Source organism: Candidatus Pelagibacter sp. HIMB1505 (assembly GCF_052047915.1).
Classification (GTDB): Bacteria; Pseudomonadota; Alphaproteobacteria; order Pelagibacterales; family Pelagibacteraceae; genus Pelagibacter; species Pelagibacter communis_A.
On record NZ_JBNAIR010000001.1, the window covers coordinates 1,145,261 to 1,171,972 of the forward strand.

At 31.2% G+C, this 26,712-nt stretch carries 31 protein-coding genes; 17 read left to right on the forward strand and 14 right to left on the reverse strand.

Translation table 11 applies throughout. The features are described from left to right. Positions 1 to 2 precede the first annotated feature (2 nt). Complete coding sequence (iolD, locus tag ACTTAU_RS06100; RefSeq protein WP_438304002.1) at positions 3 to 1,847, reverse strand: 3D-(3,5/4)-trihydroxycyclohexane-1,2-dione acylhydrolase (decyclizing); 1,845 nt, start codon at positions 1,845 to 1,847, stop codon at positions 3 to 5. A 64-nt stretch (positions 1,848 to 1,911) separates the two neighbouring features. Here iolD and ACTTAU_RS06105 point away from each other — a divergent pair, with 64 nt between their 5' ends. Genes ACTTAU_RS06105 through ACTTAU_RS06120 form a run of 4 tightly spaced genes read left to right on the forward strand, consistent with a single transcriptional unit; the run spans position 1,912 to position 5,615 of the window. Continuing rightward, positions 1,912 to 3,354, forward strand: coding sequence for an NAD-dependent succinate-semialdehyde dehydrogenase (locus tag ACTTAU_RS06105; RefSeq protein ID WP_438304004.1), 1,443 nt, complete (start codon positions 1,912 to 1,914; stop codon positions 3,352 to 3,354). Beyond that, complete coding sequence (locus tag ACTTAU_RS06110; RefSeq protein ID WP_438304006.1) at positions 3,354 to 4,145, forward strand: HpcH/HpaI aldolase family protein; 792 nt, start codon at positions 3,354 to 3,356, stop codon at positions 4,143 to 4,145. Before ACTTAU_RS06105 ends, ACTTAU_RS06110 begins: the two co-directional genes overlap by 1 nt. Before the next feature lies 1 nt (position 4,146). Beyond that, positions 4,147 to 5,112 carry a hydroxyacid dehydrogenase gene (locus ACTTAU_RS06115; RefSeq protein ID WP_438304008.1) on the forward strand — a complete coding sequence of 322 codons (966 nt, stop codon included), beginning with the start codon at positions 4,147 to 4,149 and terminating at the stop codon, positions 5,110 to 5,112. 2 nt (positions 5,113 to 5,114) lie between these two features. Then, entirely contained in the window at positions 5,115 to 5,615 is a 501-nt protein-coding gene (locus ACTTAU_RS06120; protein ID WP_438304009.1) for a hypothetical protein, read from the forward strand. A gap of 1 nt (position 5,616) precedes the next feature. On the opposite strand, the gene iolE is transcribed toward ACTTAU_RS06120, so the two are convergent. Further along, positions 5,617 to 6,510 (reverse strand): myo-inosose-2 dehydratase, encoded by an 894-nt coding sequence (gene iolE / locus ACTTAU_RS06125; protein ID WP_438304011.1) that lies wholly within the window; start codon positions 6,508 to 6,510, stop codon positions 5,617 to 5,619. 32 nt (positions 6,511 to 6,542) lie between these two features. On the opposite strand from iolE, the gene ACTTAU_RS06130 reads away from it, so the two are divergent. The 6 genes from ACTTAU_RS06130 to ACTTAU_RS06155 all read left to right on the forward strand — a co-directional run bounded on the left by ACTTAU_RS06130 (position 6,543) and on the right by ACTTAU_RS06155 (position 12,223). Beyond that, the gene (locus ACTTAU_RS06130) at positions 6,543 to 7,676 is read left to right on the forward strand and encodes a Gfo/Idh/MocA family protein (protein WP_438304013.1); all 1,134 of its coding nucleotides are present in this window, start codon (positions 6,543 to 6,545) and stop codon (positions 7,674 to 7,676) included. Next, complete coding sequence (iolG, locus tag ACTTAU_RS06135; RefSeq protein ID WP_438304015.1) at positions 7,673 to 8,674, forward strand: inositol 2-dehydrogenase; 1,002 nt, start codon at positions 7,673 to 7,675, stop codon at positions 8,672 to 8,674. The genes ACTTAU_RS06130 and iolG overlap by 4 nt, the downstream gene beginning before the upstream one ends. 116 nt (positions 8,675 to 8,790) lie before the next feature. Beyond that, a complete protein-coding gene (locus ACTTAU_RS06140; RefSeq protein WP_438304016.1) occupies positions 8,791 to 9,714 on the forward strand; it encodes a sugar ABC transporter substrate-binding protein in 924 nt (307 codons plus the stop codon). A gap of 68 nt (positions 9,715 to 9,782) precedes the next feature. After that, positions 9,783 to 10,910: an ABC transporter permease gene (locus ACTTAU_RS06145; protein ID WP_438304018.1), complete on the forward strand. Its 1,128-nt coding sequence runs from the start codon at positions 9,783 to 9,785 to the stop codon at positions 10,908 to 10,910. Next, positions 10,910 to 11,704 carry an ATP-binding cassette domain-containing protein gene (locus tag ACTTAU_RS06150; protein WP_438304021.1) on the forward strand — a complete coding sequence of 265 codons (795 nt, stop codon included), beginning with the start codon at positions 10,910 to 10,912 and terminating at the stop codon, positions 11,702 to 11,704. The genes ACTTAU_RS06145 and ACTTAU_RS06150 overlap by 1 nt, the downstream gene beginning before the upstream one ends. Before the next feature lie 195 nt (positions 11,705 to 11,899). Continuing rightward, the gene (locus ACTTAU_RS06155) at positions 11,900 to 12,223 is read left to right on the forward strand and encodes a GYD domain-containing protein (protein WP_438304022.1); all 324 of its coding nucleotides are present in this window, start codon (positions 11,900 to 11,902) and stop codon (positions 12,221 to 12,223) included. A gap of 24 nt (positions 12,224 to 12,247) precedes the next feature. On the opposite strand, the gene ACTTAU_RS06160 is transcribed toward ACTTAU_RS06155, so the two are convergent. Continuing rightward, a complete protein-coding gene (locus tag ACTTAU_RS06160) occupies positions 12,248 to 13,078 on the reverse strand; it encodes a phytanoyl-CoA dioxygenase family protein (protein ID WP_438304024.1) in 831 nt (276 codons plus the stop codon). Between the two features lie 46 nt (positions 13,079 to 13,124). On the opposite strand from ACTTAU_RS06160, the gene msrP reads away from it, so the two are divergent. Further along, complete coding sequence (gene msrP, locus ACTTAU_RS06165; protein WP_438304026.1) at positions 13,125 to 14,033, forward strand: protein-methionine-sulfoxide reductase catalytic subunit MsrP; 909 nt, start codon at positions 13,125 to 13,127, stop codon at positions 14,031 to 14,033. Further along, positions 14,033 to 14,617: a sulfite oxidase heme-binding subunit YedZ gene (locus ACTTAU_RS06170; RefSeq protein ID WP_438304027.1), complete on the forward strand. Its 585-nt coding sequence runs from the start codon at positions 14,033 to 14,035 to the stop codon at positions 14,615 to 14,617. The genes msrP and ACTTAU_RS06170 overlap by 1 nt, the downstream gene beginning before the upstream one ends. Here the strand turns inward: ACTTAU_RS06170 and ACTTAU_RS06175 are convergent. From ACTTAU_RS06175 to ACTTAU_RS06205, 7 genes are all read right to left on the reverse strand, one after another. Further along, positions 14,603 to 15,172: a nucleotidyltransferase family protein gene (locus tag ACTTAU_RS06175; protein WP_438304029.1), complete on the reverse strand. Its 570-nt coding sequence runs from the start codon at positions 15,170 to 15,172 to the stop codon at positions 14,603 to 14,605. The two genes, ACTTAU_RS06170 and ACTTAU_RS06175, sit on opposite strands and share 15 nt — an antisense overlap. Beyond that, positions 15,169 to 15,849, reverse strand: a complete 681-nt coding sequence (locus ACTTAU_RS06180) for an XdhC family protein (RefSeq protein ID WP_438304031.1) — start codon at positions 15,847 to 15,849, stop codon at positions 15,169 to 15,171. Before ACTTAU_RS06180 ends, ACTTAU_RS06175 begins: the two co-directional genes overlap by 4 nt. Next, positions 15,849 to 16,178: an XdhC family protein gene (locus tag ACTTAU_RS06185; RefSeq protein WP_085114031.1), complete on the reverse strand. Its 330-nt coding sequence runs from the start codon at positions 16,176 to 16,178 to the stop codon at positions 15,849 to 15,851. Before ACTTAU_RS06185 ends, ACTTAU_RS06180 begins: the two co-directional genes overlap by 1 nt. 21 nt (positions 16,179 to 16,199) lie before the next feature. Beyond that, entirely contained in the window at positions 16,200 to 16,985 is a 786-nt protein-coding gene (locus ACTTAU_RS06190; protein WP_438304033.1) for an FAD binding domain-containing protein, read from the reverse strand. A gap of 12 nt (positions 16,986 to 16,997) precedes the next feature. Further along, a complete protein-coding gene (locus ACTTAU_RS06195) occupies positions 16,998 to 19,376 on the reverse strand; it encodes a xanthine dehydrogenase family protein molybdopterin-binding subunit (protein ID WP_438304035.1) in 2,379 nt (792 codons plus the stop codon). 17 nt (positions 19,377 to 19,393) lie between these two features. Continuing rightward, positions 19,394 to 19,855, reverse strand: coding sequence for a (2Fe-2S)-binding protein (locus ACTTAU_RS06200; RefSeq protein ID WP_085114028.1), 462 nt, complete (start codon positions 19,853 to 19,855; stop codon positions 19,394 to 19,396). Between the two features lie 123 nt (positions 19,856 to 19,978). Continuing rightward, positions 19,979 to 20,554: an SRPBCC family protein gene (locus ACTTAU_RS06205; RefSeq protein ID WP_438304037.1), complete on the reverse strand. Its 576-nt coding sequence runs from the start codon at positions 20,552 to 20,554 to the stop codon at positions 19,979 to 19,981. A gap of 22 nt (positions 20,555 to 20,576) precedes the next feature. Here ACTTAU_RS06205 and ACTTAU_RS06210 point away from each other — a divergent pair, with 22 nt between their 5' ends. After that, entirely contained in the window at positions 20,577 to 20,822 is a 246-nt protein-coding gene (locus ACTTAU_RS06210; protein ID WP_085114026.1) for a DUF1244 domain-containing protein, read from the forward strand. On the opposite strand, the gene ACTTAU_RS06215 is transcribed toward ACTTAU_RS06210, so the two are convergent. Continuing rightward, positions 20,823 to 21,323 (reverse strand): molybdenum cofactor synthesis domain-containing protein, encoded by a 501-nt coding sequence (locus ACTTAU_RS06215; protein ID WP_438304039.1) that lies wholly within the window; start codon positions 21,321 to 21,323, stop codon positions 20,823 to 20,825. A gap of 14 nt (positions 21,324 to 21,337) precedes the next feature. On the opposite strand from ACTTAU_RS06215, the gene ACTTAU_RS06220 reads away from it, so the two are divergent. The 3 genes from ACTTAU_RS06220 to ACTTAU_RS06230 are packed head-to-tail and all read left to right on the forward strand — an operon-like array spanning position 21,338 to position 23,626. Continuing rightward, positions 21,338 to 22,084, forward strand: coding sequence for a sulfite exporter TauE/SafE family protein (locus ACTTAU_RS06220; protein ID WP_438304042.1), 747 nt, complete (start codon positions 21,338 to 21,340; stop codon positions 22,082 to 22,084). Positions 22,085 to 22,112: 28 nt separating this feature from the next. Continuing rightward, positions 22,113 to 22,703, forward strand: a complete 591-nt coding sequence (locus ACTTAU_RS06225; RefSeq protein WP_438304044.1) for a putative 2OG-Fe(II) oxygenase — start codon at positions 22,113 to 22,115, stop codon at positions 22,701 to 22,703. A gap of 17 nt (positions 22,704 to 22,720) precedes the next feature. Continuing rightward, on the forward strand, positions 22,721 to 23,626 hold the full coding sequence (locus tag ACTTAU_RS06230) for a homocysteine S-methyltransferase family protein (RefSeq protein WP_438304046.1): 906 nt from the start codon (positions 22,721 to 22,723) through the stop codon (positions 23,624 to 23,626). On the opposite strand, the gene ACTTAU_RS06235 is transcribed toward ACTTAU_RS06230, so the two are convergent. Further along, positions 23,619 to 24,506: a DMT family transporter gene (locus ACTTAU_RS06235; RefSeq protein ID WP_438304048.1), complete on the reverse strand. Its 888-nt coding sequence runs from the start codon at positions 24,504 to 24,506 to the stop codon at positions 23,619 to 23,621. The two genes, ACTTAU_RS06230 and ACTTAU_RS06235, sit on opposite strands and share 8 nt — an antisense overlap. Next, a complete protein-coding gene (locus tag ACTTAU_RS06240; protein ID WP_438304050.1) occupies positions 24,503 to 24,982 on the reverse strand; it encodes a YbaK/EbsC family protein in 480 nt (159 codons plus the stop codon). Before ACTTAU_RS06240 ends, ACTTAU_RS06235 begins: the two co-directional genes overlap by 4 nt. A gap of 143 nt (positions 24,983 to 25,125) precedes the next feature. On the opposite strand from ACTTAU_RS06240, the gene glnA reads away from it, so the two are divergent. Further along, positions 25,126 to 26,532 (forward strand): type I glutamate--ammonia ligase, encoded by a 1,407-nt coding sequence (gene glnA / locus ACTTAU_RS06245; protein ID WP_438304052.1) that lies wholly within the window; start codon positions 25,126 to 25,128, stop codon positions 26,530 to 26,532. Positions 26,533 to 26,539: 7 nt separating this feature from the next. On the opposite strand, the gene ACTTAU_RS06250 is transcribed toward glnA, so the two are convergent. Further along, on the reverse strand, positions 26,540 to 26,710 hold the full coding sequence (locus ACTTAU_RS06250; RefSeq protein ID WP_172819937.1) for a hypothetical protein: 171 nt from the start codon (positions 26,708 to 26,710) through the stop codon (positions 26,540 to 26,542). Positions 26,711 to 26,712 lie beyond the last annotated feature (2 nt).

A 26,712-nucleotide genomic window follows, 5' to 3' on the forward strand; every position in this document is an offset into this window, starting at 1 on the left:
ATTTAAATACCTTGTCTTTGTTTGCTTTTTCCTTCTTTATAAAGTTTTATTGCATCTTCATTTTCTTTAGTAGTTGGAATTTCTAATGTTGGGCTATCCCAGAAAGCTGAGCCTTCTAACCATTTATATGCATGAGTTTTTATTGAAATTACATAAGTAACATCTGATTGTTTTGCTCTTTTAAAAGCTTCAGCTAGTTCGGTTAAACTTTCTACCTTTTCTGATTTAGCTCCCATACTTTCTGCATGTTTAGCAAAATCAACATCTACTAATCCTGGTGTATTAGAACTTTTTAATAAATTATTGTATTCTTTGCCACCTTTGAATAATTGAAGACGATTAATTACGGCAAATCCTCCATTATCACAGACTATGATAATTAATTTATTCTTGGTAATTACTGATGAATATATATCAGTATTATTTAACAAATAAGAACCATCACCAACAAAAGAGATTACTTCCTTATCTGGATTTGCCATTTTAATTCCCAAAGCGCCGGATATTTCATAACTCATACAACTAAAACCCCATTCTGTTTCATGAGTATTGAGCTCTCTTGGACGCCAAACTTGTACTACTTCCCCAACAAGTCCACCTGCAGCTGTAACTGCAATATCGGATGGGTCTGAATTTTTATATATTGTACCAATTACCTGAACATAACTTGGTATCTCTTGATTAGAAGGTGCACTTTCCTTATCAACTTGTTCGTTCCAAGCTTTTAATTCTACTTGTGATTTTTTATTCCACTCATCACCTAATTTCCAATCTCCTAAAGCATTTGATAATTCTCTCAAAGAAACTTTAGCATCCCCTACAACTGCTTGAGCCAAATGTTTGTTTGCATCAAACCTAGAAACATTAATTGTTACTAATCTGAATTTTTCATTTTCAAAATTTGCCCATGAGCCTGTAGTAAAATCTGCAAGTTTTGTTCCCACTGCAATTGCAAGATCAGTTTGTTTTGCAAGTGTATTGGTATTTTTTCCTCCTAGACCACCTATTTGACCTGCAAAGTGTGAGTGGTCTCTTTTCATGGTGGAATATCCCATAACAGTTTGAGTAACAGGTATATTATGTTTAATAGCAAAATTACTCAAATCCTCCATTGCATCTGAATAAAAAACTCCACCGCCTGAAATTATTATAGGATTTTTTGATTTTTTTATTATTTCTGCAGCATCTTTTATTTGAAATTCATCTGGTCTAGGTCTTCTAATTTTATGAATTCTTTCCTCAAAGAATTCTTCAGGATATTCAAATGTTTGACCTTGTATATCTTGACTTAGTGCTATGCATGCTGGTCCACAATCAGCTGGATCTAACATGGTTTGAACTGCTGCTGGAAAAGATTGAATGATTTGTTCTGGCCTTGTAATTCTATCAAAATATCTTGTAACTGGTTTAAATGCATCATTTGCTGTAATACCTGGATTATTAAAATGTTCTACTTGCTGTAAAACTGGGTCTGGCATTCTATTGGCATAAGTATCTCCAGGTAAAAACAAAATTGGAAGCCTATTACTCATTGCAACTGCAGCAGCTGTTACCATGTTTGTTGCACCCGGACCTACTGATGAAGTTGCTATAAAAATTTGTTGTCTTCTCTTAGCTCTAGCATATCCAATTCCTGTTAAAGCCATATTTTGCTCATGATGGCCTCTATATGTTGGTAGTTCTTTTTTATTTTCCTCTAAAGCTTGTCCTAAGCAAGCAACGTTGCCGTGCCCAAAAATTCCAAACACACCTGGGAATAATGGCTCTTTTTTGCCATTTATAATAATTTTTTGAGAAATTAAGTATTTAACAATCGCATGAGCACATGTAAGCTTTAATTTTTTCATAATGGGGTATATAAAACGAAAATTAAATTAATTTCATTAAAAAACTTTAAACAAAAAATAGACTATGTACGAAAAATTTGGACAATTCATTAATGGTAAATGGCAAAAATCAGAAAACAATGAAACTTATGATGTAATAAACCCCGCAACCGAAGAAATTATTGGTAAGGCCTCAAAAGCAGGCAAAGGTGATGTTGAGAAAGCTCTTAAAGCTGCTGAACAAGGTTTAAAAGTTTGGAGAAACACAACTCCTTGGCAAAGATCCTATATAATAAGAAAAATTGCAGACAGAATTAGAGAAAAACAAGACGATCTAGCAAAATGGATGACTTTAGAGGTTGGAAAACCATTGGCTGAAGGTGTTGGTGAAGCTGGAGGTGCTGCAGATATCTTTGAATGGAATGCTGAAGAAACAAAGAGAATTTATGGTCAAACAGTGGAGAGTAGATTTCCTGAAACTAGAGTGCACGTTTATTACCAACCTGTTGGTGTAGTTGCGGCTTTAGTTCCTTGGAACTTTCCTTTAATATTAGCTTCAAGAAAAATATCTACAGCTTTAGCTGCTGGTTGTTCAGTAATTTGCAAACCTGATGTGATTACACCAGGCACTGTAATGGAATTAGTCAATATATGTAAAGAGTGTGGAGTTCCAGATGGTGTTGTTAATTTATTATCAGGAGATCCTGCATCAATCTCAGAACAATTAATTGAGTCTGATATTATTAAGAAAGTATCAATTACTGGATCAACAAGAGTTGGAAAGTTAATTTTAAAAAAAGCAGCAGACAAAGTTCAAAGAGTAACAATGGAACTTAGTGGTCATTCACCTTTTATTGTCTTTGAAGACTCAAATATAGATAAAGTTGCTGATATGGCGATTACTGCTAAATTTAGAAATAATGGTCAAGTATGTATTTCTCCTAATAGATTTTATATTCAAGAAAGTAAAAAAGAAGAATTCATTTCAAAATTTATTGAAAGAGCTAAAAAATTAAAAATAGGTAATGGAATGGATGAGGGTGTTCAGCTAGGTCCTTTAACTACTGATAAAAGATTAAGTGAAATTGAACAATTAGTTGAGACTACAAAGAAAGAAGGTGCTAAAGTTTTATTGGGTGGAAAAAGACCATCTGGATTTAACAAGGGTTATTTTTATGAACCTACTGTTTTTGATGATGTTAAGGACGATTTTACAATAATGAAACAAGAACCATTTGGTCCATTAGTTCCAATGTTATCCTTTAAGTCATTTGATGAAGTTATCGAAAGAGCAAACAGCAATGATCTGGGACTTTGTAGTTATATTTATACAAATTCTATGGAACAGGCTCATAGAGCATCTGAGCTTATGGAAACTGGCTGCGTTGCTGTTAACACTGCTGCAGTTGCAGTGGCTGAAGCTCCTTTTGGAGGTATCAAACAAACTGGATATGGACGTGAAGGTGGATCAATGGCCATAAAAGATTATCTAAATGTTAAATACACTCACATGGGATTAAAAAATTAATGAGAATTAATAAAATAAAAAAAATGATGAGTGAAGGTAAGCCCGTAATTAATGGATGGCTGCAAATTCCCAGTACTGTTTCTGCTGAAACAATGGCACAACAAGGTTGGGACTCCCTTACAATTGATATGCAACATGGTTTGGTTGATTACACAAATGCTCTGCCTATGCTTCAAACAATTTCAGCCTCAGATGTAACGCCTCTGGCTAGAGTGAACTGGAATGAGCCAGGTCAAATTATGAAGATATTAGATGCTGGCGCTTATGGAGTTATATGTCCAATGGTTAGTAATAAAGAAGAAGCTGAAAAATTTGTACAAGCGTGCATGTATCCGCCTAATGGTTACAGAAGTTTTGGTCCTGTTAGAGGTTTAATATATGGAGGACCAGATTATGCAAAACATGCAGATACAGAATTATTAAAATTTGCGATGATTGAAACTAAGGAGGCCTTAGATAAATTAGATGAAATTATGTCGGTTAAAGGTGTTGATGGAATTTATATTGGACCAGCAGATTTAAGTTTGGCTATTGGTGAGGAACCTGGATTTGATAAGCCTGAAAATACAAAAGCATATTCACATATTTTAAAAATTCTTGAGCATGCGAAAAAAAATAATATTTTTTCGGGAATACACAATGGAACACCTGAGTATGCAACTAAGATGATTGAAAAAGGATTTAATTTTGTAACTATTGGTTCAGATCAAAGAGGTATGGGAATTAAAGCTAAGACAGATGTTGAAAAAATAAAAGGTTCAACAAATAAAGCTGAGTCTAAATCATATTAAAGTGTCCAATAAAAAAAATATTTTGATTATCCAGCCTATCCATGAAGAGGGTATAAGATTATTAGAAAGTAATCCAAATTATAACTATGAGATTATAGAAGAAATCAAATTAGATGATATTAAAAATAAAATTCAAAATTGTGATGGACTTTCAATAAGAACTGCAAAACTTCCTGGTGAGATTATTGATTTAGGAAAAAAATTAAAAGTTATATCAAGACATGGAGTTGGTTATGACAACGTTGATCTTGCGGCTATTAAAAAAAATAAAATTACACTTACCATCACAGCAACTGCAAATGCAGTAGCTGTAGCAGAACATGTAATGTTTATGCTTTTAAATATTTGCAAAAGAAAAAGTATGTATGATGATGCTGTTAAAAATGGAAAATTTAATGATAGAAATAAATTACCAAAAACAATTGAGCTGTGGGGTAAAAATATTTTAATTGCCGGTTTTGGAAGAATTGGTCAGGCATTAATAAAAAGGTGTCTTGGATTTGAAATGAATGTTTTTGTTTATGATCCATTTATCAATGAAGAAAAAATTAAATCTTTAGGAGGAATTAAAGTTGATAACTTAGAAAATTCTTTATCTAAAATTGATATGATTTCATTACATCTACCTTTAACAAATGAAACTAAAAATTTGATAGATATAAATTTAATAAAAAAGATGAAAAAAAATTGTATTATTATTAATGCTGCAAGAGGTGGAATTATAAATGAAATAGATTTAGATAGAGCACTGAATGAAAACTTAATTTTTGGTGCTGGACTAGATGTATTTGATATTGAACCTCCAAAAGAAGACAATCCATTGTTAAAAAATGACAAAGTTTTTTTAAGTCCTCATACAGCAGCTTTTACTGAAGAATGTATGAAAAGAATGGGAAAAGAAACTATTCAAAACATAATTGACTTTTTTGATGAAAAATTAGAAAAATCTAAAATTGTAAAATTATAATAATGAATTTTGATATTAAAAAATTTGGTTTTTTAGAATATTTAGTCTCTTTATCAGCAATATTCGTGGTTGGAATGTTAATTTGGACTGCAAGCACCAGATCAGCTGTAGAGGCAAAAGCTCAATTAGTTAGAGATAATCACAATAAAGTTGTTGATCTTATTAATAACGAAATTAATAAATGTGACCGCTCGGAAAATGGAACAATTACTGTCTGGGGGAATCCATGTAATGGTGAATGGGAGGCTAAAAAAATAGTAAATTATATTAATAACAATCTTAATATAGAAAATCCTTTTTCAAATGACACAAATGTTAAAACAGACCCTGACCCAAGAATTAAAGCTGAAGGTAAAGCTGGTCAAGCAGTCGAAATGGGTGTGATATTTATTATGTCATCTAATTTTATGCCTGAACCTGGATCAGAATGGGTAGTTGGCACATGTTTTAAATCACCATGTGTGGCAGCTGGAAATAACGAGCTGACTTCTATCTATAGATAAATTAATAAGAAATTCCTGATTTATCTAAAGTCCTTGTCAAATAACTATATCCAATTTTAGCAAATTCAAATGGGTTTGCTTTAGAAGGATCTTGCTCTGCTTCCACAACTAACCAGCCTGAATAATTTTTTTTCTTTAAAATATCAAAAAGAGGTTTGTAATCGATACATCCATCACCAGGTACTGTAAATGCACCTTCTAAAAATGCTCCTCTAAAACTTAAATCTTGTTTTAAAGATTTTTCTAAAACATTTTTTCGAATATCTTTACAATGCATATGAATTAGTCTTTCACTAAAATTTTCTAGAATTTTTTTTGAATTCCCTTTGGCAAATAACATATGTCCTGTGTCTAGAGTTAATTTAACACTATCATTAGTATTTTCTAATAATCTAATAGTATCATCCTCAGTTTCTATAACTGTTCCCATATGATGGTGATAAGCAAGAGGCATGCCTTGATCCTCTAAATATTTTCCCATATCTGATAATTTATCGTTAAAACTTTTCCATTCATCATTATTCATCTGAGGTCTTGATGATAATTTTCGTTTAGGATCTCCTTGAATAGATCCAGACACCTCAGCAAAAACCATACATGGAGCATTACAGTCTTTAAAAAGTTTAAGTTGCTCTTGAATAACTTCTATTTCTTCTTTAACAGAATTTTTTCTTAAATTAGCACCATACCAACCTGAGCATAAATTTAATTTATATTTTTCTAGTAAAGGTAAAAGTTCTTCAGATTTTTTAGGAAATTTTCCTCCTGACTCAATTCCAATAAATCCTGCTTCACTTGCTTCCAATAGGCATTGTTCTAAAGGGGTATCTCCACCAAGCTCAGGCATATCATCATTACTCCAGGCTATTGGTGCAATTCCTAATTTTACTGACATAGTAAATATGTTTATATATAACCAGGTTATAAATGGCATCTAAAAAATTAAAGTTAGGTATTGTTGGGGGAGGACCAGACTCTTGGATAGGTCATGTTCACAGAATTGCTTCCCGCTTTGATAATCAATATGAAATAGTTGCTGGTGTTTTTTCTAGAAATATAAAAAAATCTATAGAATTTGGTAAAAAAATAGGTTTAGAGGAAAGTAGATGTTACTCAAATTACAAATTAATGGCAGAATGTGAGGCAAAACTAAAAGATAAAATAGATGTTGTGTCTATAATGACACCCCCTGGCAGTCATCAAATAATTGCTGAAAAATTTATTGATATAAATGTTAATATTATATCTGACAAACCTTTTGCAGGTAATTTAATTCAGGCAAAAAGCCTTATTAAAAAAATAAAGAGTAATAAAAAAATTAAATATGCTTTAACTCATAATTATTCAGCCTACCCAATGGTCAGAGAGGCAAAAATGCTTATTGAAAAAGGTAAAATTGGTAAAATTGAGCATATTAATTTTGAATATATTCAAGATTGGACTGAGGGTAAAAAAATCAATCAAAAAAACTCAAAAAAAATATTTGGTTGGAAACTGGATAAAAAAATAGCTGGTAGCTCAACAGTCTTAAACGAACTTGGATCTCATGGTTATCATCTTGCTTTATATATATCGGGCCTAAAGGCAAAAAGAGTATTTGCAGAAATTGACCAAATTTCAAAAAAAATAAATATGGATAGTAACGCACAAGTAATGATTTGCTTTGAGAATGGATCAAAAGGAATTTTTTGGACTAGTTGTGTTGCAAAAGGTGGTGTTTATGGCTTGCGAATTAGAATTTTTGGCTCAAAGGGAAGTTTAGAATGGGTACAAAACGATCCAACATATTTAAGGTTTAACCCATCAAGAGGAGCAGTTAAAATTCTTGAAAGAGGATTTCATAATGCAAACTTTTCAAAAAATTTCTCTAGAATTAAATATGGTCATCCAGAAGGATACCTCGATGCTTTTTCAAATATTTATAAAGAATTTGCAAAATCAATAAAATCAAAATCAAAAAATAGATATTTTTATCCCAATGAAAATGAAGGGCTAGAAACAGCAAAATTTATTGATGCTTGTAAAAAATCAAATCGAAAAAAGAAGTGGGTTAATTTATGATAAATGTTGCTTTAATAGGTCTTGGAAGAATTGGAATTATGCATGCTGAAAATTTAAATTCTCACAAAAATTTTAACCTCAAATATATATTTGATATTAATAAAACTCTTACAAGCAAACTATCCAAAAAACTAAATTCAACTCCAATCAATAATCCTCAAGAGGCATTCAGAGACAATACTATAAAAATTATTTTTATTGCTTCAAGTACTCCTACCCATATTAAGCTGATCGAGGAAGCTGCTAAACATAAAAAAATAATTTTTTGTGAAAAACCCCTAGATTTAAATATTGATAAAGTTAATAAATGTCTTAAAAAAATTAAAAGATATAATCCAAAAATACAATTAGGATTTAATAGAAGATATGACCCAGGTCATAGTTCAATTAAAAAAGATTTGCTAAGAGGAAAAATTGGTAGACTAGAGAAAATAATAATTACTAGTAGAGATCCAGCACCACCTTCTTTTGATTACCTGAAAGTCTCTGGTGGTATTTTTCATGATATGATGATTCATGATTTTGATTTGATAAGATTTTATTTAAAAGATGATGAAATAGAAAATATTTATTCTAATGCTAGTAATATTTCTGACAAAAGATTTGATAAAATTAAAGATTATGAACTTGCTTCTTGTATTCTAAAAACTAAAAAAGGAGTTCAATGTATTATAACTAACTCAAGACACTGTAGTTTTGGATATGACCAACGTGTAGAATTATTTGGCTCAAAAGGAATGTTAATATCGGGTAATAAAAAAGAAAATGAGACAGAACTATTTACAAAAAAAACAACATCTCAAAAAAAACCGCTGTTAAATTTTTTCATTGATAGATATGTTGATGCTTATAGAAATCAATTAGATGAATTATTTTTATATTCCCAAAAAAAATCTAAACCAATTTCCAGTTATGAGGATGGTAGAAGGGCTTTAATAATTGCAAATGCTGCAAAAAAATCCTTAAAAATAGGTAAAAAAATTAAAATTAATTTTTAAATCAACCTCAAGGTGAATCAACCTTAACGTTAACTAATTTTGTCATATTTACATCTCTGATTAATTTAAATAGCGTTCATTAACTAAATTTAACAAACAACACAAAGGAAAAGATAATGAAAACAATTTATAAATCTATTTTGGCTTTTGTTGCTTGGGTAATGTTATCAGTTTCTGCTTTTGCAGTAGACGTGATAGTAGTTTCTCACGGACAAGCTAACGACCCTTTCTGGTCTGTTGCAAAAAATGGTGTTGATACTGGCTGTAAAGATATGGGTATTTCTTGTAAATACACTGCACCAGCTACTTTCGACATGGTAGAGATGGCTAAACTAATTGACAATGCTGTATCTCAAAAACCAAAAGGTATAGTGATTACTCTTCCTGATGCTGCGGCTTTAGGAAAATCAGTTAAAGCTGCGATCGCTGCAGGAATTCCAGTTATCTCAATGAATTCTGGTTCAGACGATTTTGCATCTTTAGGAATTAGCGCACACGTTGGTCAAACAGAGTTTGAAGCTGGTGTTGGTGGCGGGGAAAAAATGAAAGCCGCTGGAGGAAAAAAAGCACTATGTGTTAACCACGAAGTTGGAAACGTTGCACTTGATAGAAGATGTGCTGGTTTCAAAAAAGGATTTGGTGGATCAGTGGATATTTTAGGTACTTCGAATGACCCAACAGAAATTCAAAGTGCTGTTGCTGCGAAATTAAATGGTGGATACGACACTATTTTAACTTTAGGTGCAGGTCTTGCAGGTGAAGCTGCTCTTAAAGCTCTAAAATCAGCTGGAAAAGTTGGTGATATTAGACTTGGAACATTTGATATGTCTCCAGGTATGTTAAAAGCTGCTGCTGCAGGTGAAGTAGAGTTTTTAATTGATCAACAGCAATACTTGCAAGGTTATCTGCCAATTGCTATTTTTGGGCAATACATGAGATATGGAACAATGCCAGCAGGTGTAGTAATGACTGGTCCAGGTTTCGTAACTCCTGATAATGCTGCTAAAGTAATTAAGTGGGCAGCTCAAGGTTATAGATAAAATATAAACCTAAAAAAGGCCTGATGAATTCATCAGGCCTTTTTTTTTAATTTAACACATAATATTTGATGTCTGAAAAAGCTAAAAGCATTGCGTCTAAAAAAGATTTTAATCAAGATGAGCGTTTAAAAAAAGTTTCAAATTTAAAAATTTTATTAAATCGCCCTGAATTAGGTGCGGTTGGTGGAGCGATTTTAGTTTTTATATTTTTTGGTATAGTTGCAGGTGACACTGGTATGTTTAGTGCATATGGAGCATTAAACTTTTTAGATGTTTCTGCAAATCTGGGAATTATAGCAATAGCAGCAGCAATGTTGATGATTGGTGGAGAGTTTGATTTATCAATTGGATCTATGATTGGATTTGCGGGAATTTGTATTGCAATTCCAGCAATTTATTGGGGTTGGCCCCTTTGGATTAGTATAATTTTTGCTTTTGCGATGGCTGTATTAGTTGGTTATTTTAATGGAATTTTGGTTGTAAAAACTGGCCTTCCCTCTTTCATAGTAACGCTTGCGATGCTTTTTATTTTAAGAGGTGCAACACTAGCAATTACAAGATTGATCACAGGCAGAACTCAGGTTCCAGGTTTAAGAGTTTTAATTGAAAATGATCCAATTGCATGGATGTTTGCAACAGATACTTTTAAATGGCTTTTTACATGGCTAGGATCAATGAATTTAATTGCCTTAAGAACTGACGGTACACCATTGGCAACAGGAATTCCTCCATCAGTAATATGGTTTATTGCAATAACATTATTTGCAACATGGATATTGATGAAAACAAGATATGGAAACTGGATATTTGCTTCTGGTGGTGACAAAACAGGTGCAACTAATGTTGGAGTTCCAGTTGGAAGAGTAAAAATAAGTTTGTTTATCGGAACTGCAATGGCAGCTACCTTATTTGCAACTATCCAAGTTTTAGATGCTGGTTCTGCTGATACAATGAGAGGAAATTTAAAAGAACTTGAGGCTATTGCAGCTGCAGTTGTTGGTGGATGCTTGTTAACTGGTGGTTATGGATCAGCTATAGGTGCTGCTTTTGGGGCTTTGATATTTGGCACAGTGTCAATGGGGATATTTTATACAGATGTTGATACTGATTGGTTTAAAGTTTTCTTAGGTGCAATGATGTTAATTGCTGTTGTGTTTAATAATTATATTAGAAAAAAAGTTACTGAGAATAAATAATGTCTGAATATTTAATTGAGTTTAATAATATCTCTAAATATTTTGGAAAAGTAATTGCTTTAAAAGATGTCACCATGAAATTAAAAAAAGGTGAGATTATGTGTCTATTAGGTGATAATGGAGCGGGTAAGTCAACATTAATCAAAACTCTAGCTGGTGTTCATAAACCTGACGAAGGTGAAATAATCATAGAAGGAAAAAAAACTGTATTCGACTCTCCTAAAGATGCATTAGATATGGGTATAGGAACTGTTTATCAAGATTTAGCATTAGTTTCTCTAATGAGTGTAACAAGAAATTTTTTTATGGGCAGGGAGCCTTTGAAAGGCATTCCATTTTTTAAAACATTTGATATTGGAAAAGCGGATAAAATTGCCGCTGAAAGGATGGGTCAGATCGGAATTGATGTAAGAGATCCATCTCAAGCTGTAGGTACAATGTCTGGTGGTGAAAGACAATGTTTGGCAATTTCTAGAGCAATATACTTTGGTGCAAAAGTGTTAGTTTTAGATGAACCAACATCAGCATTAGGAGTTCATCAAGCTTCGATGGTATTGAAGTATGTTGTTAAAGCTGCTTCGGAGGGTTTGGCAGTTATATTAATTACTCATAATGTTCATCATGCTTATCCTGTTGGAAATAGTTTTACAGTTTTAAATAGAGGAAAAAGTTTAGGTACATTTAATAAAAAAGATATTAGTAGAGAAGAATTATTAAGCATGATGGCAGGTGGTGAAGAGCTGGCAAAACTTGAAGTTGAATTAAAAGAAATGGATAGATTGGCTAAAATTTAAGCAATCAAAAAATTATTTACTTCATAGGTTCCACTATCTAATGATGGTACCCACTTACCATTAATGAATTGTCCAAATTTTTCTTACATAACTTGATAAACTAGAGGTTGAATAAATTTTTTAATAAAACTTTAATCGATCTCTTTTAACAAATATGTTTTAATTATTACAATTTAATAAAAAAAAGGAAATAATATGAAATTTGTTGTTTTAGGAAAGTATACTGAACAGGGGTTAGGTGGTTTTGTAAAAAATCCCTCAGATAATAGACAAGAAGCAGCCAAAAAAATTACAGAGGCAGCAGGAGCAAAACTCATAGAAATGATGACTTTAAGAGGAGCTTATGATTTTATCGCAATTATTGAAGGACCAAATTTTGAAACAGCTGCAGGAATGAAAATGTTAATGGAAGCAACTGGAACTATTAAAGATATGACAATAATGGAGTCTGTTGATTTTAATAAAGCTGCCGAAATTGCATCAAAAGCCGCAGCATCTTACAGACCTGTAGGTAAATAAACTTTTAAAAGATTAAAATTCTTTTTATTTTAAATACAAGGTGGGAAACATTTTTCCCACCAAACTATCGCCGTTACTATATCCCTCTTTTTCAAAAATTAATCTTTCCTCTTTAGCCCAATCTCCTCGATAATTTATTTTTGATCCCTCTTTAGCCATTCGAAGTGTAAATCGATGAATGTCTGATTTTGGTACTGTTTCATGTAAGCCACCGTGCAAAGTCCTGATATCAAAATACACGCAGTCACCAACTTCAAGATCCCATTCTAAAAATTCATATTTAGATTTATTATTGAGAATATCAGGTGTTAATTCATATTTTTTTCCGTTAACAATTCCAGCTTCACCATCAACATAATGCCCATCATTAAATCTTGTTCTTAAAAAAAGCTTATCCCACAAATGGGAACCTTTTACCCATGCAATGCCTTCTTCTTTTTTTACTGGTTCTAATGGTATCCACAAAACACACATTGATCCTTCAAAATCAAAATAGGAAATATCATGATGAAATGGTGGTTTTGATTTTGAGCCAGCCTCTCTAAAAAACCAATTATCCATAACTAAGTTAATTTGATTAGCATTAAGTAATTCAGATGCAATTTTCGCTGTAGGTGAATTAAAAACAAAATTCTCGAATTCATCATGTAAATTCCAAGTCCAAAAATCCTCTAAATATTTGGGTGAATTTGAATTTTTTGTATGGTTTGTAAATCTTGGGCTTGGATTAGATTTAGCTTTTTCAAAGCCTTGTTTTAATATTTTAATCCAACGGTCATCAAATTTATCTTTAATTAATACTGCTCCATCTTGTTTATATTGAGATATATGTTCATTAGAAAGTATTGATGACATAATGTTAAATTGTTTTTTATCTATAAAACATTAACATATTTAAATAATGAAAAAATTTAAATATTCTGAAATTACACCTGAAAAAATTTACAACAAAAGAAGAAAATTCATTAAAACTCTTGGACTTGGTATTAGTTCTTATGCATTAACAACTGTTTCAGGATTAAATAAAAGTTCAGCTAATACTGATCTTTCAAAATTAACATCTTATGAGGATGTCACAACTTATAATAATTATTATGAATTTGGAACTGGTAAGAGTGATCCGTATATTAAATCTCAAAGTTTTAAAACTCGTCCTTGGAACATAAGTATAGAGGGTGAAGTAGAAGAACCAATAAATCTTTCAATTGAAGAGATATTAAATTCATTTAATTCTGAGGAGCGCGTTCAAAGATTAAGATGTGTTGAGGGATGGTCAATGATTATTCCTTGGATGGGTTTTTCTTTAAGTGAAATTTTAAACAAAGTTAAAATAAAACCAGAGGCAAAATTTGTTAAATTTACAAGTGTTTTTGATCCTGAGCAAATGATTGGTCAAAGAAGAGCAGTTTTAAATTGGCCATATATAGAAGGTTTAAGATTGGATGAAGCAATGCACCCTCTTACCACTGTTGTAACTGGGGTTTATGGAAAAACTTTGCCAAATCAAAATGGAGCTCCATTAAGAATTTTCATCCCTTGGAAATATGGATTTAAAAGTGGAAAGGCAATTGTTAAAATTGAATTAGTAAAAAAAATGCCAACTAGCTCTTGGATGTGGGCGTCACCAAGAGAATATGGTTTTTACTCTAATGTAAATCCCAATGTAAATCATCCAAGATGGTCACAAGCAACCGAAAGAGTAATCGGTGCTGATATATTTGCACCAAGAATTAAAACATTAATGTTTAATGGTTATGGGGATGAAGTTGCATATTTATACTCGGGTATGGATCTAAAAAAATATTTTTAATGAAAAAAATATTAAAACCTGGTTTTTTTATTTTAAGTCTTATTCCATTAATAATAATTTTATATAGAATATTTTTTAATCAACTTGGTCCTGAACCAATAAAAGAAATTACTCATCATACTGGAGAATGGACTTTATTATTTTTGATTTTTACTCTGTCAATGACACCTTTGAAAAAGTTAACTAACTTAAGTATTTGGATTTCTTTCAGAAGAATGTTTGGTCTATTTGCCTTTTTTTATGCATCTCTTCATTTGATGACTTATGTTGGATTGGATTATCGATTTGATTTGAACAGTATCTCAAAAGACGTTTTAACAAAAAAATTTATCTTTATTGGTTTTGCAGCTTGGCTTTTGATGGTGCCATTGGCAATCACCTCTTCTAAAAAGATGATTGGTTTACTCAAGCATAATTGGAAAAAACTACACAAGTTAATTTATGTGATATCAATTTTTGGAGTAATTCACTTTATATGGCTTGTTAAAAAAGATTTAACTGAACCTTTGATATATCTTGCAATAATAATGTTATTACTTTCTTTCAGGGTTGATTATAAAAAGTTTCTTTTAAAAATCAGATAATCTATCAAAATCTTTAAAAATTTTTTCTGTTTTTACATTTAAGAAAACTGATTTTTTTTTTAACCTCTTAACCATAAATTTAGCTCCAACATCACCCTTAATCTTCTTAAATTTATTTAATACAGAAATATTAAATCCAATTGGGTTTCCAATTTTATTTTTAAACTTTAAAAGATGAACTAAATTATTGTTATCTAATATTGATTTATAAATTTTATTTAAATGAGTTGATTTTATAAATGGCATATCCGATTGGACAATTAAGAAACCTTTGTTTTTTTTGCCTATTTTTTTTAGTCCTTCTTTAATCGAAGATGCCATGCCAGTTTTAAATTTTTTATTAACTACAAATTGTATTTTTTTACTTTTCAAAGCTAATTTTTTTACTTTTAAATGTTCATGACCAAGAACAATAATAATTTTTTGAATTTTACTTTTGATAAGTTGACTTAAAATATGGTTAATTAAAAATTTTTTTTTATATTTTATTAATAATTTATTTTTTATTGGTACTCGTTTTGATTGACCTGCAGCAAGTAAAATTGCTGTAATCATTTTTTATAAGTTTCTGATACTAGTTGAGCAATGATTGAAAGAGCTATTTCTGGAGCAGATTTTCCACCTAGTTTTATTCCAATGGGACCAAATATTGAATTTATTTGATTTTCAGAATATCCAGCTTCTTTTAATCTTTCACATCTATTAGCATGTGTTTTTTTGCTTCCAAGCGCTCCAATATAATAAAATTTTTTATCTAAAGCATATTTTAATGCTGGATCATCAATTTTTGGATCATGTGTAAGAGCAATTAATGCTGTATTAGAGTCAGTTTCGATTTCTTTAAAAGCTTCATCTGGCCATTTATTTAAAATATTTATCCCTGGAAATCTTTTTTCAGATGCAAAATAACCTCTTGGATCAATAATTGTAATTTCAAAATTTAAACTTTTTGCAAAATCTACAAGATACTGTGCAATATGTACCGCGCCTACAATAACAACTTTGATTGGCCTAATATAAGTTTCAACAAAAATATCTGTTCCATCAATTACACCATTATTTTTTGATTTAAAAAAACTATCTATCTGATCCTTGTATTGAATAAAATCTTCATCAAGATCTTCATCTAATTTGTAAACTGTGGAATTAGAGTTTTTTAAATCTGTTACTATTGCAAATTCTTTTTTTTGTTTTTTTAAATCAACAATCTTTTTTAAAATTGAATGTTTCATCAATTAAATTGCTCTAGATAAACCGCAATTTCTCCACCACATGCTAAGCCAATCTCCCAAGCACTTTCATTTGAAACTTTAAATTCTAACTTTTTAAAGGGCTTGTTATCGTTAATTAATTCTTGAGCTTCTCTAACTACTGCAGACTCAACACAACCACCTGAAACAGAACCTGAAAAATCACCTTTTTCATTGATAATCATTCTGCTACCCGTGGGTCTTGGAGAGGATCCCCAGGTTTGAATAACTGTTGCTAAAACTACTTTTTGATTAGCATTAATCCAGTCATTTGCTTCATCAAGAATTTTTTCATCAAATGAGTTTCTCATTCGAGAAAATATAGATTTAAACTAACAAGCTTCAACAGCTTTTTTAGCATATAGAGAAACTAAGTTAGCTCTATATTCTGCAGAAGCATGCATATCTGAATTCATTTCACTATCATCAAGTTCTATACCTTCAATTGCACTTGATGAAAAATCAGACGAAAGTTTTTTAGATAAATCTTTATCTATATAAACACACGATTTTGCACCTGTTACCGCAACATTTACTTCTTTTTTATGTTTTGCAACAAATACACCAACTATTGCATATCTTGATGCTGGGTTTGGATGTTTTTGATAGTCAGCTTTTTCTGGAATTTCAAACTCAACAGCCTCAACTATCTCTCCCTTTTTAAGTGCTGTTTCAAACATTCCTTTAAAAAATTTACTTGCTTCAATCTTTCTATCATTTGTGTGAATAACAGCATTCAACGCCATACAAGCAGATGGATAACAAGCTGAAGGATCATTGTTAGAAATAGATCCGCCAATAGTGCCTCTATTTCTTACTTGAGCATCCCCAATATTACCTGCTAATTTTGCAAGAGCTGGAATAGCTTTTTGAACTTCTTTTGATGCAGCAACTTCTGCATGTTTAGTTGTAGCACCAATTGTAACTGCCTTAGAACTAACTTTAATTCCAGATAATTTTTTTATCTTTTTAAGATCAATTACATCCTTATAGGTTGCCATTCCTAATTTCATTGAAGGTATTGAAGTCATACCTCCAGCTAAAAAAGCAGAACTTGAAGAGGCTAACTTTGATGCTTCTTTAACATCTTTTGGTGAATGATAACTAAAAGTTTTCATAATTTTCCTCCCCTATGCTGCTTTTGCTTTTGATTTTTTCATTGCTTTACAAGCCTTCCAAACTTTTTCAGCTGTAGCTGGCATTGTAATTTCCTGACCACCTAATGCATCTATTACTGCATTCATTACTGTTGGCGGTGATGCAATTGCTCCTGCTTCTCCGCAACCTTTAACACCTAGTGGGTTTGATGTTGCATGAGTACAAGTAAATCCAAGATTAAACTCAGGAAAATTATCAGCTCTAGGCATTGTATAATCCATATACGATGCTGTCATCAACTGACCTGTTTCATCATATTGAGTATTTTCATGCAAAGCTTGTCCTATACCTTGTGCTAAACCTCCATGAACTTGTCCCTCAACAATATTTGGATTAACTATTCTTCCAAAATCATCTACCGCTGTATATTTTTCAACTTTTACATTTCCAGTATCAGGATCTATTTCTACTTCACAGATATGTGAACCTGCTGGGAAAGAAAAATTTGGTGGATCATAAAAAGCAGATTCTATTAAACCTGGCTCGTCTCCATCAGGTATTGGAGACTTCATTTCATCTCTTTGACCTGGAACATAACAAGCAAATGCTATCTCACCAATTGTTTTTTTCTTATTAGATTTAATTGCTACAAACTCACCATCTTTGAATTCAATCTCATCTGGACTGACTTCAAGCATTTTTGCTGCAACCCTTTTACCTTTTTCAACGATTTTTTTACAAGCATTAACAATTGCAATACCGCCTACTGTCAATGATCTTGAACCGTAAGTACCCATTCCAAATGTACTTTTATCCGTATCACCATGAACAACATCTATATTCTCCATAGGTACACCGAGTTCATCTGCTGCAATTTGCGCAAATGTAGTATCATGACTTTGTCCATGACTGTGTGAACCTGTGAAAACAGATATTTGTCCAGTAGGATTAAATCTTACTTCTGCAGATTCCCATAAGCCTACTCCACAACCTAATGACATTACTGCAGCTGATGGTGCAATACCGCAAGCTTCAAAGTAAGACGAAACTCCAATACCTCTTAATTTTCCATTTGCTTCAGATTGTTTTCTTCTAGCTTCAAAACCAGCATAATCTGCCATTTGTTTAGCTTTTTCTAAACCAGCCACATAGTCACCAGAGTCAACTGTATGAACTAATGTTTGTTTGAATGGAAACTGAGAAGGGAAATTTTTCATTCTAATCTCTGTTTTATCAATTCCTAATTCCATAGCAGCTTTTTCAACTAATCTCTCAATTGTGTAAGTTGCTTCTGGTCTTCCAGCACCTCTATAAGCATCTACTGGAGCAGTATTAGTATAAACTGCTTTAACATTTGAATATGCTGCAGGGATTACGTAGACACCTGTAGCACATGGTCCAAATAAATAGGTTGGTGTTACTGTTCCAAACACTCGAGCATAAGCACCAAGGTTTGCAATAGTTTCATTTTTAAAACCTAAAAATTTTCCATCATTTGTTACAGCAAGCTCTGCATGAGTAACATGATCTCTTCCATGAGTATCAGTTAAAAAAGATTCAGTTCTCTCAGCAACCCATTTAATTGGTCTTTCAATTTTTTTTGAAGCCCAGCTACAAACTATTTCTTCGTTATAAACATTAATTTTTGAACCAAAACCACCTCCAACATCTGGTGCAACCACTCTTAATTTATTCTCTGGTGCAACATTACCAAATGCAGACATTACCAATCTTGATAAATGTGGATTTTGACTTGTGGTATATAAAGTGATTTCTTCAGTTGCCGTGTTATAATCTACAACACATGCTCTTGGCTCCATTGCATTTGGAACTAATCTATTATTTATTAAATCAACTTTAATAATTTTGTCAGCTTTAGCAAAAGCTTCATCAACAGCTTTTCTATCACCAAGTAACCAATCATAACATAGGTTTTTATCCACATCTTTATGAATTGACTCGCTGTCCATTGCTTTAGCTGGATCAACCACTGCTTTTAAAATTTTATAATCAACTTCAACTTTTTCTGCGGCTGCTTTAGCTTCATCTAAACTTTCAGCAAAAACAACTGCGATAGGTTCACCAACAAAGTTTGCAAATTCATTTGCAAGTGGAGGATTGTTTGGAACTTTCATCTCAGATCCATCTTCACTTCTTATTGCCCAACCAGCGATTAGACCTCCAATTTTATCTTCTGCTATTTCTTTACCAGTTAGTACACCTACAACACCTGAGGATTTAAGTGCTTTTGAAGTATCAACTTTTTTTATTTGAGCTCTTGCGTGAGGAGATCTTACAAATATTGCATAAGTTTGATTTGCAATATTTATGTCAGCAGTATACCTGCCTTTTCCTGTTAAAAATTTTTTATCTTCTTTTCTTTCAACTCTTGATCCAACTAAACTTGCCATATTTGTTCCTCCTTAATTTACATTTTTCCTGCTGCTTCTTTAACTGCAGCAACAATATTTTGGTAACCTGTACATCTACAAATATTACCTTCTAACCATTCTCTTATTTCTTGGTCGCTCGGATTTTTCTTTGTTTGTAATAGATCGACTGCACTCATCACCATTCCTGGCGTACAATATCCACATTGTAGTCCGTGCGTTTTTTTAAATGCTTCTTGCATTGGATGAAGTTTCCCGTCTTTTGCTAAACCTTCTATGGTAGTGACTTTTGACCCTTCAATATCTACCGCTAATGTTGAACAACTCTTTACTGATTTTCCATCAATATGTACTACGCATGCACCACATTGACTGCTGTCACATCCAACATGCGTTCCTGTTAAATTTAGATTATCTCTTAAAAATGTTGATAAAAGTGTATGATCTGGAACTTCTTTGCTTACTTTTTTTCCATTAACTTCTAGTGTTACTTTTGCCATATAAGCAACCTCCTTTAATTAAACTATCTGATCATAAGTAAATTTTAGTTTCAATTACTAAAATAATTTAGATTCTACTTTTGGTAGAATGTGACTTTAAAATTTTATTGAAAATGAAGGATTTTATAAAATGAAATATGCTAAAATTAACGCACCCACAACAACTGCTGAATATATCAAAATTTTATTTTGATTTTTACTCTTTATATTGTTTTGATCAGTTAATTTTTGATCAATTTGATCTTTATTATTACCTTCGTCAGTTGAGCTAATTAATTCTGAAAATTTTCCAAAAAATATATCTGCCATTTTCTTTGCTGTCATATCTATAAGTCTAGAGCCAACTTGAGCAATTTTTCCGCCAACATTTGCCTCAACTTCATAAATCAATTTAGTTCCTTGTTCGTGATCTTCTAATTTTACAAAAGCTTCGCCTGATGCAAATCCAACTGGGGAATTGCCAGAGCCAGTAATTTTATAACTGTTTGGAGGATTAAGATCTTTTAACTCTACATCTCCAGTGAAACTAGCATTGAAAGGACCAATTTTATTTGTTGCCTTAGCAGTAAATTCTGTTTCTGAATTTTTTGTAAACTCTTCACATCCTGGGATAGCTTTTTTTAATATTTCAGGATCATTTAAAGCTTCCCATACTTTTTCTTTTGATAAATTTATTTGATATGATCCAGAAAGTTTCATGGTATATTTATATAAAATTTTTATGGACGATAACACAAAAAAAGAACTTCAGTCTGCTGCTTTTGAAAGACTAATAAACCATTTAAGAGAAAGAAAAGATGTTCAAAATATTGATTTAATGAATTTAGCAGGTTTCTGTAGAAATTGTTTATCTAAATGGTACCGAGAAGAGGCTGGAAAAAAAGGTATTGAAATTTCAGATCCTGATGCAAGAGAGCATGTTTATGGAATGCCCTACTCTGAGTGGAAAGAAAAGTATCAGAAATAATTATTTTTCTTTTAATCTAGGAATTAGTTCAACAAAATTACAAGGTTTGTGATTAACATCTAACTGGTGTTTTAAAATTCCTTCCCAAGCATCTGTTACACCTCCTGAAGAACCTGGTAAAGCAAATACATACTTACCCTTAGCAAGCACAGCACATGCTCTTGATTGAATAGTAGAAGTTCCAATTGTTTTGTAACTTAAATACCTAAAAATTTCACCAAAACCTGGAATGTACTTATCTGCAATTACATCTAATGCTTCTGGTGTAATATCTCTACCCGTTAAACCTGTTCCACCAGTTGTAATAATTACATCAACTTGATTGTTGTTTATCCAGTCTTTGAGAATTACTACAATATCGTCTTTATTGTCTTTGCAAATCTTTCTATCTACTAAATTGTGATTGGCTTCATTAATTTTTTTTACAAGTATTGCTCCTGATTTGTCATTATCTATTGTTCTAGTGTCTGTTACAGTTAATAATGCTATATTTACTTTCATAAATTTTTTTTAATATGTTTATATTATCAATATTATTTTTTATAACAGCAATTTTATATTCAAGTGTTGGTTTTGGCGGAGGATCAACTTATCTTGCTCTACTATTAATTTGGGATGTTCCTTATTATATTTTTCCTGTCCTAGCTTTAATTTGCAACATTATAGTCGTTTCTGGAAATTCAATAAACTACATAAGAACTGGGAATTTAAATCTTAAGATATTAGTACCGTATTTAATAGGCTCTATCCCTTTCGCTTTTATTGGGGGATCGATAAGTTTAGAAAAGGAAATTTTTGAAATCATTTTATTTTTAGTGCTTAGTATTGCTGGCCTTCTTTTATTAATAAATAGTAACTCATATAAAGAGACAAAGCTTAAAATTAGACAAATACCAAAATATATATCCATTATCATTGGTTCAATACTAGGATTATTGTCTGGTATAGTTGGCATTGGTGGTGGAATTTTTTTAAGCCCTATTCTTTTTTTATTAAAAGCTGGATATCCAAGACAAATAGCTACAACAGCTTCATTGTTTATATTAATAAACTCGATATCTGGAGTTTTTGGTCAATTCACAAAACAAAATGTATTAAATAATATTATTGATTATTGGCCTTTATTTATCTTAGTTTTTATAGGTGGACAAATAGGCAATTTTCTTAATTTAAAATTTCTATCAAATAAATTATTAGCAATTATTACCTCTGGACTGGTTATATTTGTGGCAATCAGGATTGGTTTAAAAATCTTTTCTTAAATTTAATATAGTGTATTAGCAATAAAATATGAAAAATATTAAACCTTTTGGGCCAACAATTGGAAAAACTAGAATTTCAAGAAATTTTATTAAAAAAATTAATAGTGAATTTGATTTAAAAACTAAAAATAAAAAATCTGATTATAGCTCAAAACTTGCAAGTCAGATTAAAAATGAAATTAAATTAAATTCAAATTTTATTAAAAAAAATTTAGCTAAAGAAATAATCATTAATGCTAAAAAATTTTTGAAAAATGAAAAAATATTAAAAATAAAAGAAATTCGTATTTTAAATGTGTGGGTTGTTAGACAATTCAAAGGTGAATACAATCCTATTCATTATCATGAAGGTAACTTATCGGGAGTTGGTTATTTAAAACTTCCAAAAAATATGACTAGAAATAAAGAGGTAAAAAATAAAAAAATTAGAACAAATGGAACTATAGATTTTATTAATGGTCAAAAAAATTTTTTGAGCAAAAGTATTTATAATGTTATTCCAAAAATTGGTGAAATGTATATTTTTCCAAACTATTTAATGCATACAGCTTACCCATTTAATGTAGAAGGTGAAAGAAGATCTTTTTCATTTAATTTAAAGATAATATTTCAAAAATAATTAATAGATTAAGAAAAATGATTGATTTAGATTTTTTTAAAACAACTAGAATACTTGATGGCGGTATGGGTCAAGAATTACTTGCAAGTGGAATGAGCCCTAATGGAACTTTGTGGAGTGCAAATGCAGTGCTTAAAGAAGAGTATCATCAACTTCTTTTAGATACTCACTCTAATTTTATAAAAGCAGGTGCAGAAGTAATTGTAACAGCTACTTTTACAATGCGAAGAAAAAGATTAAGAGATAATTCTGTTGAAGATAAATTTGAATATTTAAATCAAAAAGCTGGTGAAATAGCATTCAAGACAAAAAAAGATTATCCAAATGTTAAAATAGCTGGTGGATTACCTCCTCAAAATTTAACATATGAAGCAGATGAAAGAGGTGAGAATGAGATTGAAGATGACCTTAATGAACAAGCAAAATTACTAGATCCTTTTATTGATTTTTATTATTTTGACGTTTTAAGCAGTGTGAAAGAGTTCAAATGTGGAATAAAAGCTATTAAGGAATTTAATAAGCCCTACTTAATTGGAATACACATATCTGAGGGAACAAAATTACCAAGTGGAGAAAAAATCTCGGAAATTAAAAAAATCATAGACAAAAATGCACTAGGTGTAATGCTATCTTGCGTATCTCCTGAGACCTATGAGCAAAACTTTGATGAGATGAAAAGTTTAGGAGTGCCTTTTGGTTTTAAATTTAATGCATTTCAAACAACAAAACCAAAAGGTGGTTACACAAGCAATTATGGAAAAAGCAAAGGAAATCCTAATGAATTTTTAGGACAAAGAACTGATCTAAATCCAATTAAAATTGCAGAGTTTGCAAAAAAATTTAAGGAAGGTGGAGCTACTATTTTAGGTGGTTGTTGTGAAACAAGACCATCACATATTAGAGAAATTGCAAAGCTTAAGTAGTTTTTTTAATACCAGCCTTTTTAACAAAATATATTCCAATAATTACTGCAAATAAAGAAACTAAAACTTTGATTGTTATTATTTCATCTAGAAAAATATAACCTAGTATAACTCCAAAAATTGGAATTAAATAAGAGACTTGTGATTGAAAAATTAATCCATTTGTTGTTAGAATTTTAAATCTTAATAACCAAGCTAAACCTGTTGAAACTAGACCTAAATAAATTACTGATATAGTTGAGTCTAATCTAGGAGTTGAATTCCAAGGTTGTTCAACTAAACTTACTAGTGGTATCAATATTATAGTTGCCCAAATTAGTATCGAACCAGTTACATTTTCATTTTTCTTCTTACTTATTTTTAAAGTCAGCAATCCTCCAATAACATAACAAGTTGCACCTAAAAGAATTAATAAAGCAGAAGTAAAATTATTTTCTGTAATTAATAAATTATCTGAAAATAAATAAACGATACCTGAAAAACCAATTAACACACCAATAGTTCTTGTAAGATCAAATCTCTCATTTTTTGTATAAAAGTGACCAAGAACTGTTGAGCTTAAAGCTGTTGATGACATTAAGATTGCAGCTAAATTACTTTGAACAGATTTAACTCCATAAGCAATTAAAAAAAATGGAGCCACTAAATTGATAAAGCCAATCATTGCAAACCAGTGCCAATCTTTTGAAAAAGCTTCTACTTTTATTTTTTTAAAATAACAAAGTAACAAAACAGGCAGAGCTCCAAAAAAAACTCTTAGAAAAGCAATTGTAATAGGTCCAAATGAATAAGTTGCTATTTTGATATTAAAAAAAGCTGATGCCCAGATCACAGCTAATACGGTTAATAATATATAGTCAATAAGTATAGGTTGTCTCATTCAGTAATATCTAAAATTGAACCATCTGTTATTTGAACTAAGTTTTTAAAATCTATCTTAAAAACACAGTTTGGATGACCCGCTGCTGCATAGAGATCTTTAAACCTGTCTAAATTTTTATCAATATAAATATTAATCTTTTTTAAATGACCTACTGGAGAAACACCTCCAATAGTATAACCTGTTACCTCTTTTACATCTTCAGCTTTTGCCATTTCCATATTTTTGATATCTAAATTTTTTTTCAGTTTATTTAATGAGGCCTTTTTATCTCCTGAAACTAAACAAAGAATGAACTTATCATCAGCTGAAAAAAGTAGACTTTTAACAATTGCTCCTACTTCACATTTAAGAGAATAAGCAGCATCAGCAGCAGTTCTTGCAGATGTTTCAAGTGAAATCACATTAAGATTAATGTCAAATTCTTTAAGAAATTTTTCTGCTCTTTGAACTGGTTCTTTTTGTAAAAAACTCATTATACAACTTTTGATTGCTAGTAATTTTGACCTTTAAATAGCACACTTATGTAAAATTTGCATAGGTGTTATATGTTAATAGAGCGTTGTTAAACAACACTAATTTGATAATTCATACACACAAAATTTAAAAAGGAGTGAAAATGAGTGCAGCAAATGTTTTAAAATTTATTAAAGAAAAAGAAGCAGAATTCGTAGATCTTAGATTTACTGATCCAAGAGGTAAACTTCAACATTTGACAATGGATGCAACTATTGTTGATGAAGATATGCTTAACGAAGGTGTTTTCTTTGATGGTTCATCAATTGCTGGTTGGAAAGCTATTAATGAGTCTGACATGATTTTAAAACCAGATACTGCAAGAATGTTTATGGATCCTTTTACATCGCATAATACGGTAGTACTTTTTTGTGACATCTTAGATGCTGTAAAAAAATCTCCCTACGAAAGAGATCCTAGAGGTGTTGCTAAAAAAGCAGAAGAATATCTAAAATCTTCTGGCATAGGCGATAAAGCTTTTTTTGGTCCTGAACCAGAATTTTTTGTTTTTGATGATGTAAGAATTAATAATGATCCAAACAACACTGGATTTGTTTTGGATAGTAAAGAAGGTCCATATAACTCAGGTAAAGTTTATGAAAATGGAAATATGGGACATAGACCTCCAGTTAAAGGTGGATACTTTCCGGTTCCTCCAGTTGATAGTGAACAAGATATGAGAGGAGAATATCTTAAGAATTTAAAAGAGGTTGGAATTAAAGTTGAAAAACATCACCACGAAGTTGCTCCAAGTCAGCACGAGCTTGGTATGTATTTTGGAACTTTAGTTGATCAAGCAGATAACGTTCAATTATACAAATACGTTGTACAAATGGTAACACACTCATTTGGTAAAACAGCTACTTTTATGCCTAAACCAGTTGCTGGAGATAATGGATCAGGAATGCACATTCACCAATCAATTTGGAAAGGTGATACTCCAGTATTTTCAGGTGATGCATATGCAGGTTTATCAGAAACTGCTTTGCACTATATTGGTGGAATATTAAAACATGCAAAAGCAATTAATGCATTTGCTAATTCAACAACTAATAGTTACAAAAGATTAGTTCCTGGTTTTGAAGCACCAGTGCTACTTGCATATTCTGCAAGAAATAGATCTGCATCATGTCGTATACCAATTACCTTAAGTAAAAAAGGTGCAAGATGTGAAATCAGATTTCCAGATGCATCTGGTAACCCATACCTTACATTCGCAGCAATGCTAATGGCTGGACTTGATGGAATTAAAAACAAAATTCATCCTGGTGAGTCATTTGATAAAGACTTGTATGAGCTTCCACCTGAAGAAGTAAAAGCTATTCCAACAGTTTGTGGATCATTGAGAGAAGCAATGGAAAGCTTAGATAAAGATAGAGATTTTCTAACTCAAGGTGGGGTATTTACAGATGATCAAATCGATGCTTACATTGCACTTAAATTTGAAGAGATTCATAAATTTGAGCACGCACCTCATCCTGTTGAGTTTGAGATGTACTATAGCAGTTAATATTTAGTTACTGTCTAGTAGTTGCAACTGTATCTTTGTTAATTCCTTTTTTGACCACGTAGTCCTGCGTGCCGTTAGCACCAGTTTCTACTTCTTTTCTCAGGTCTTTAAAAAAAGTTCTCTGTTGCAGAGAATTTTTTAAGGATTTAACTAAGTTTTTAAATTCAAATTTGTTCATAT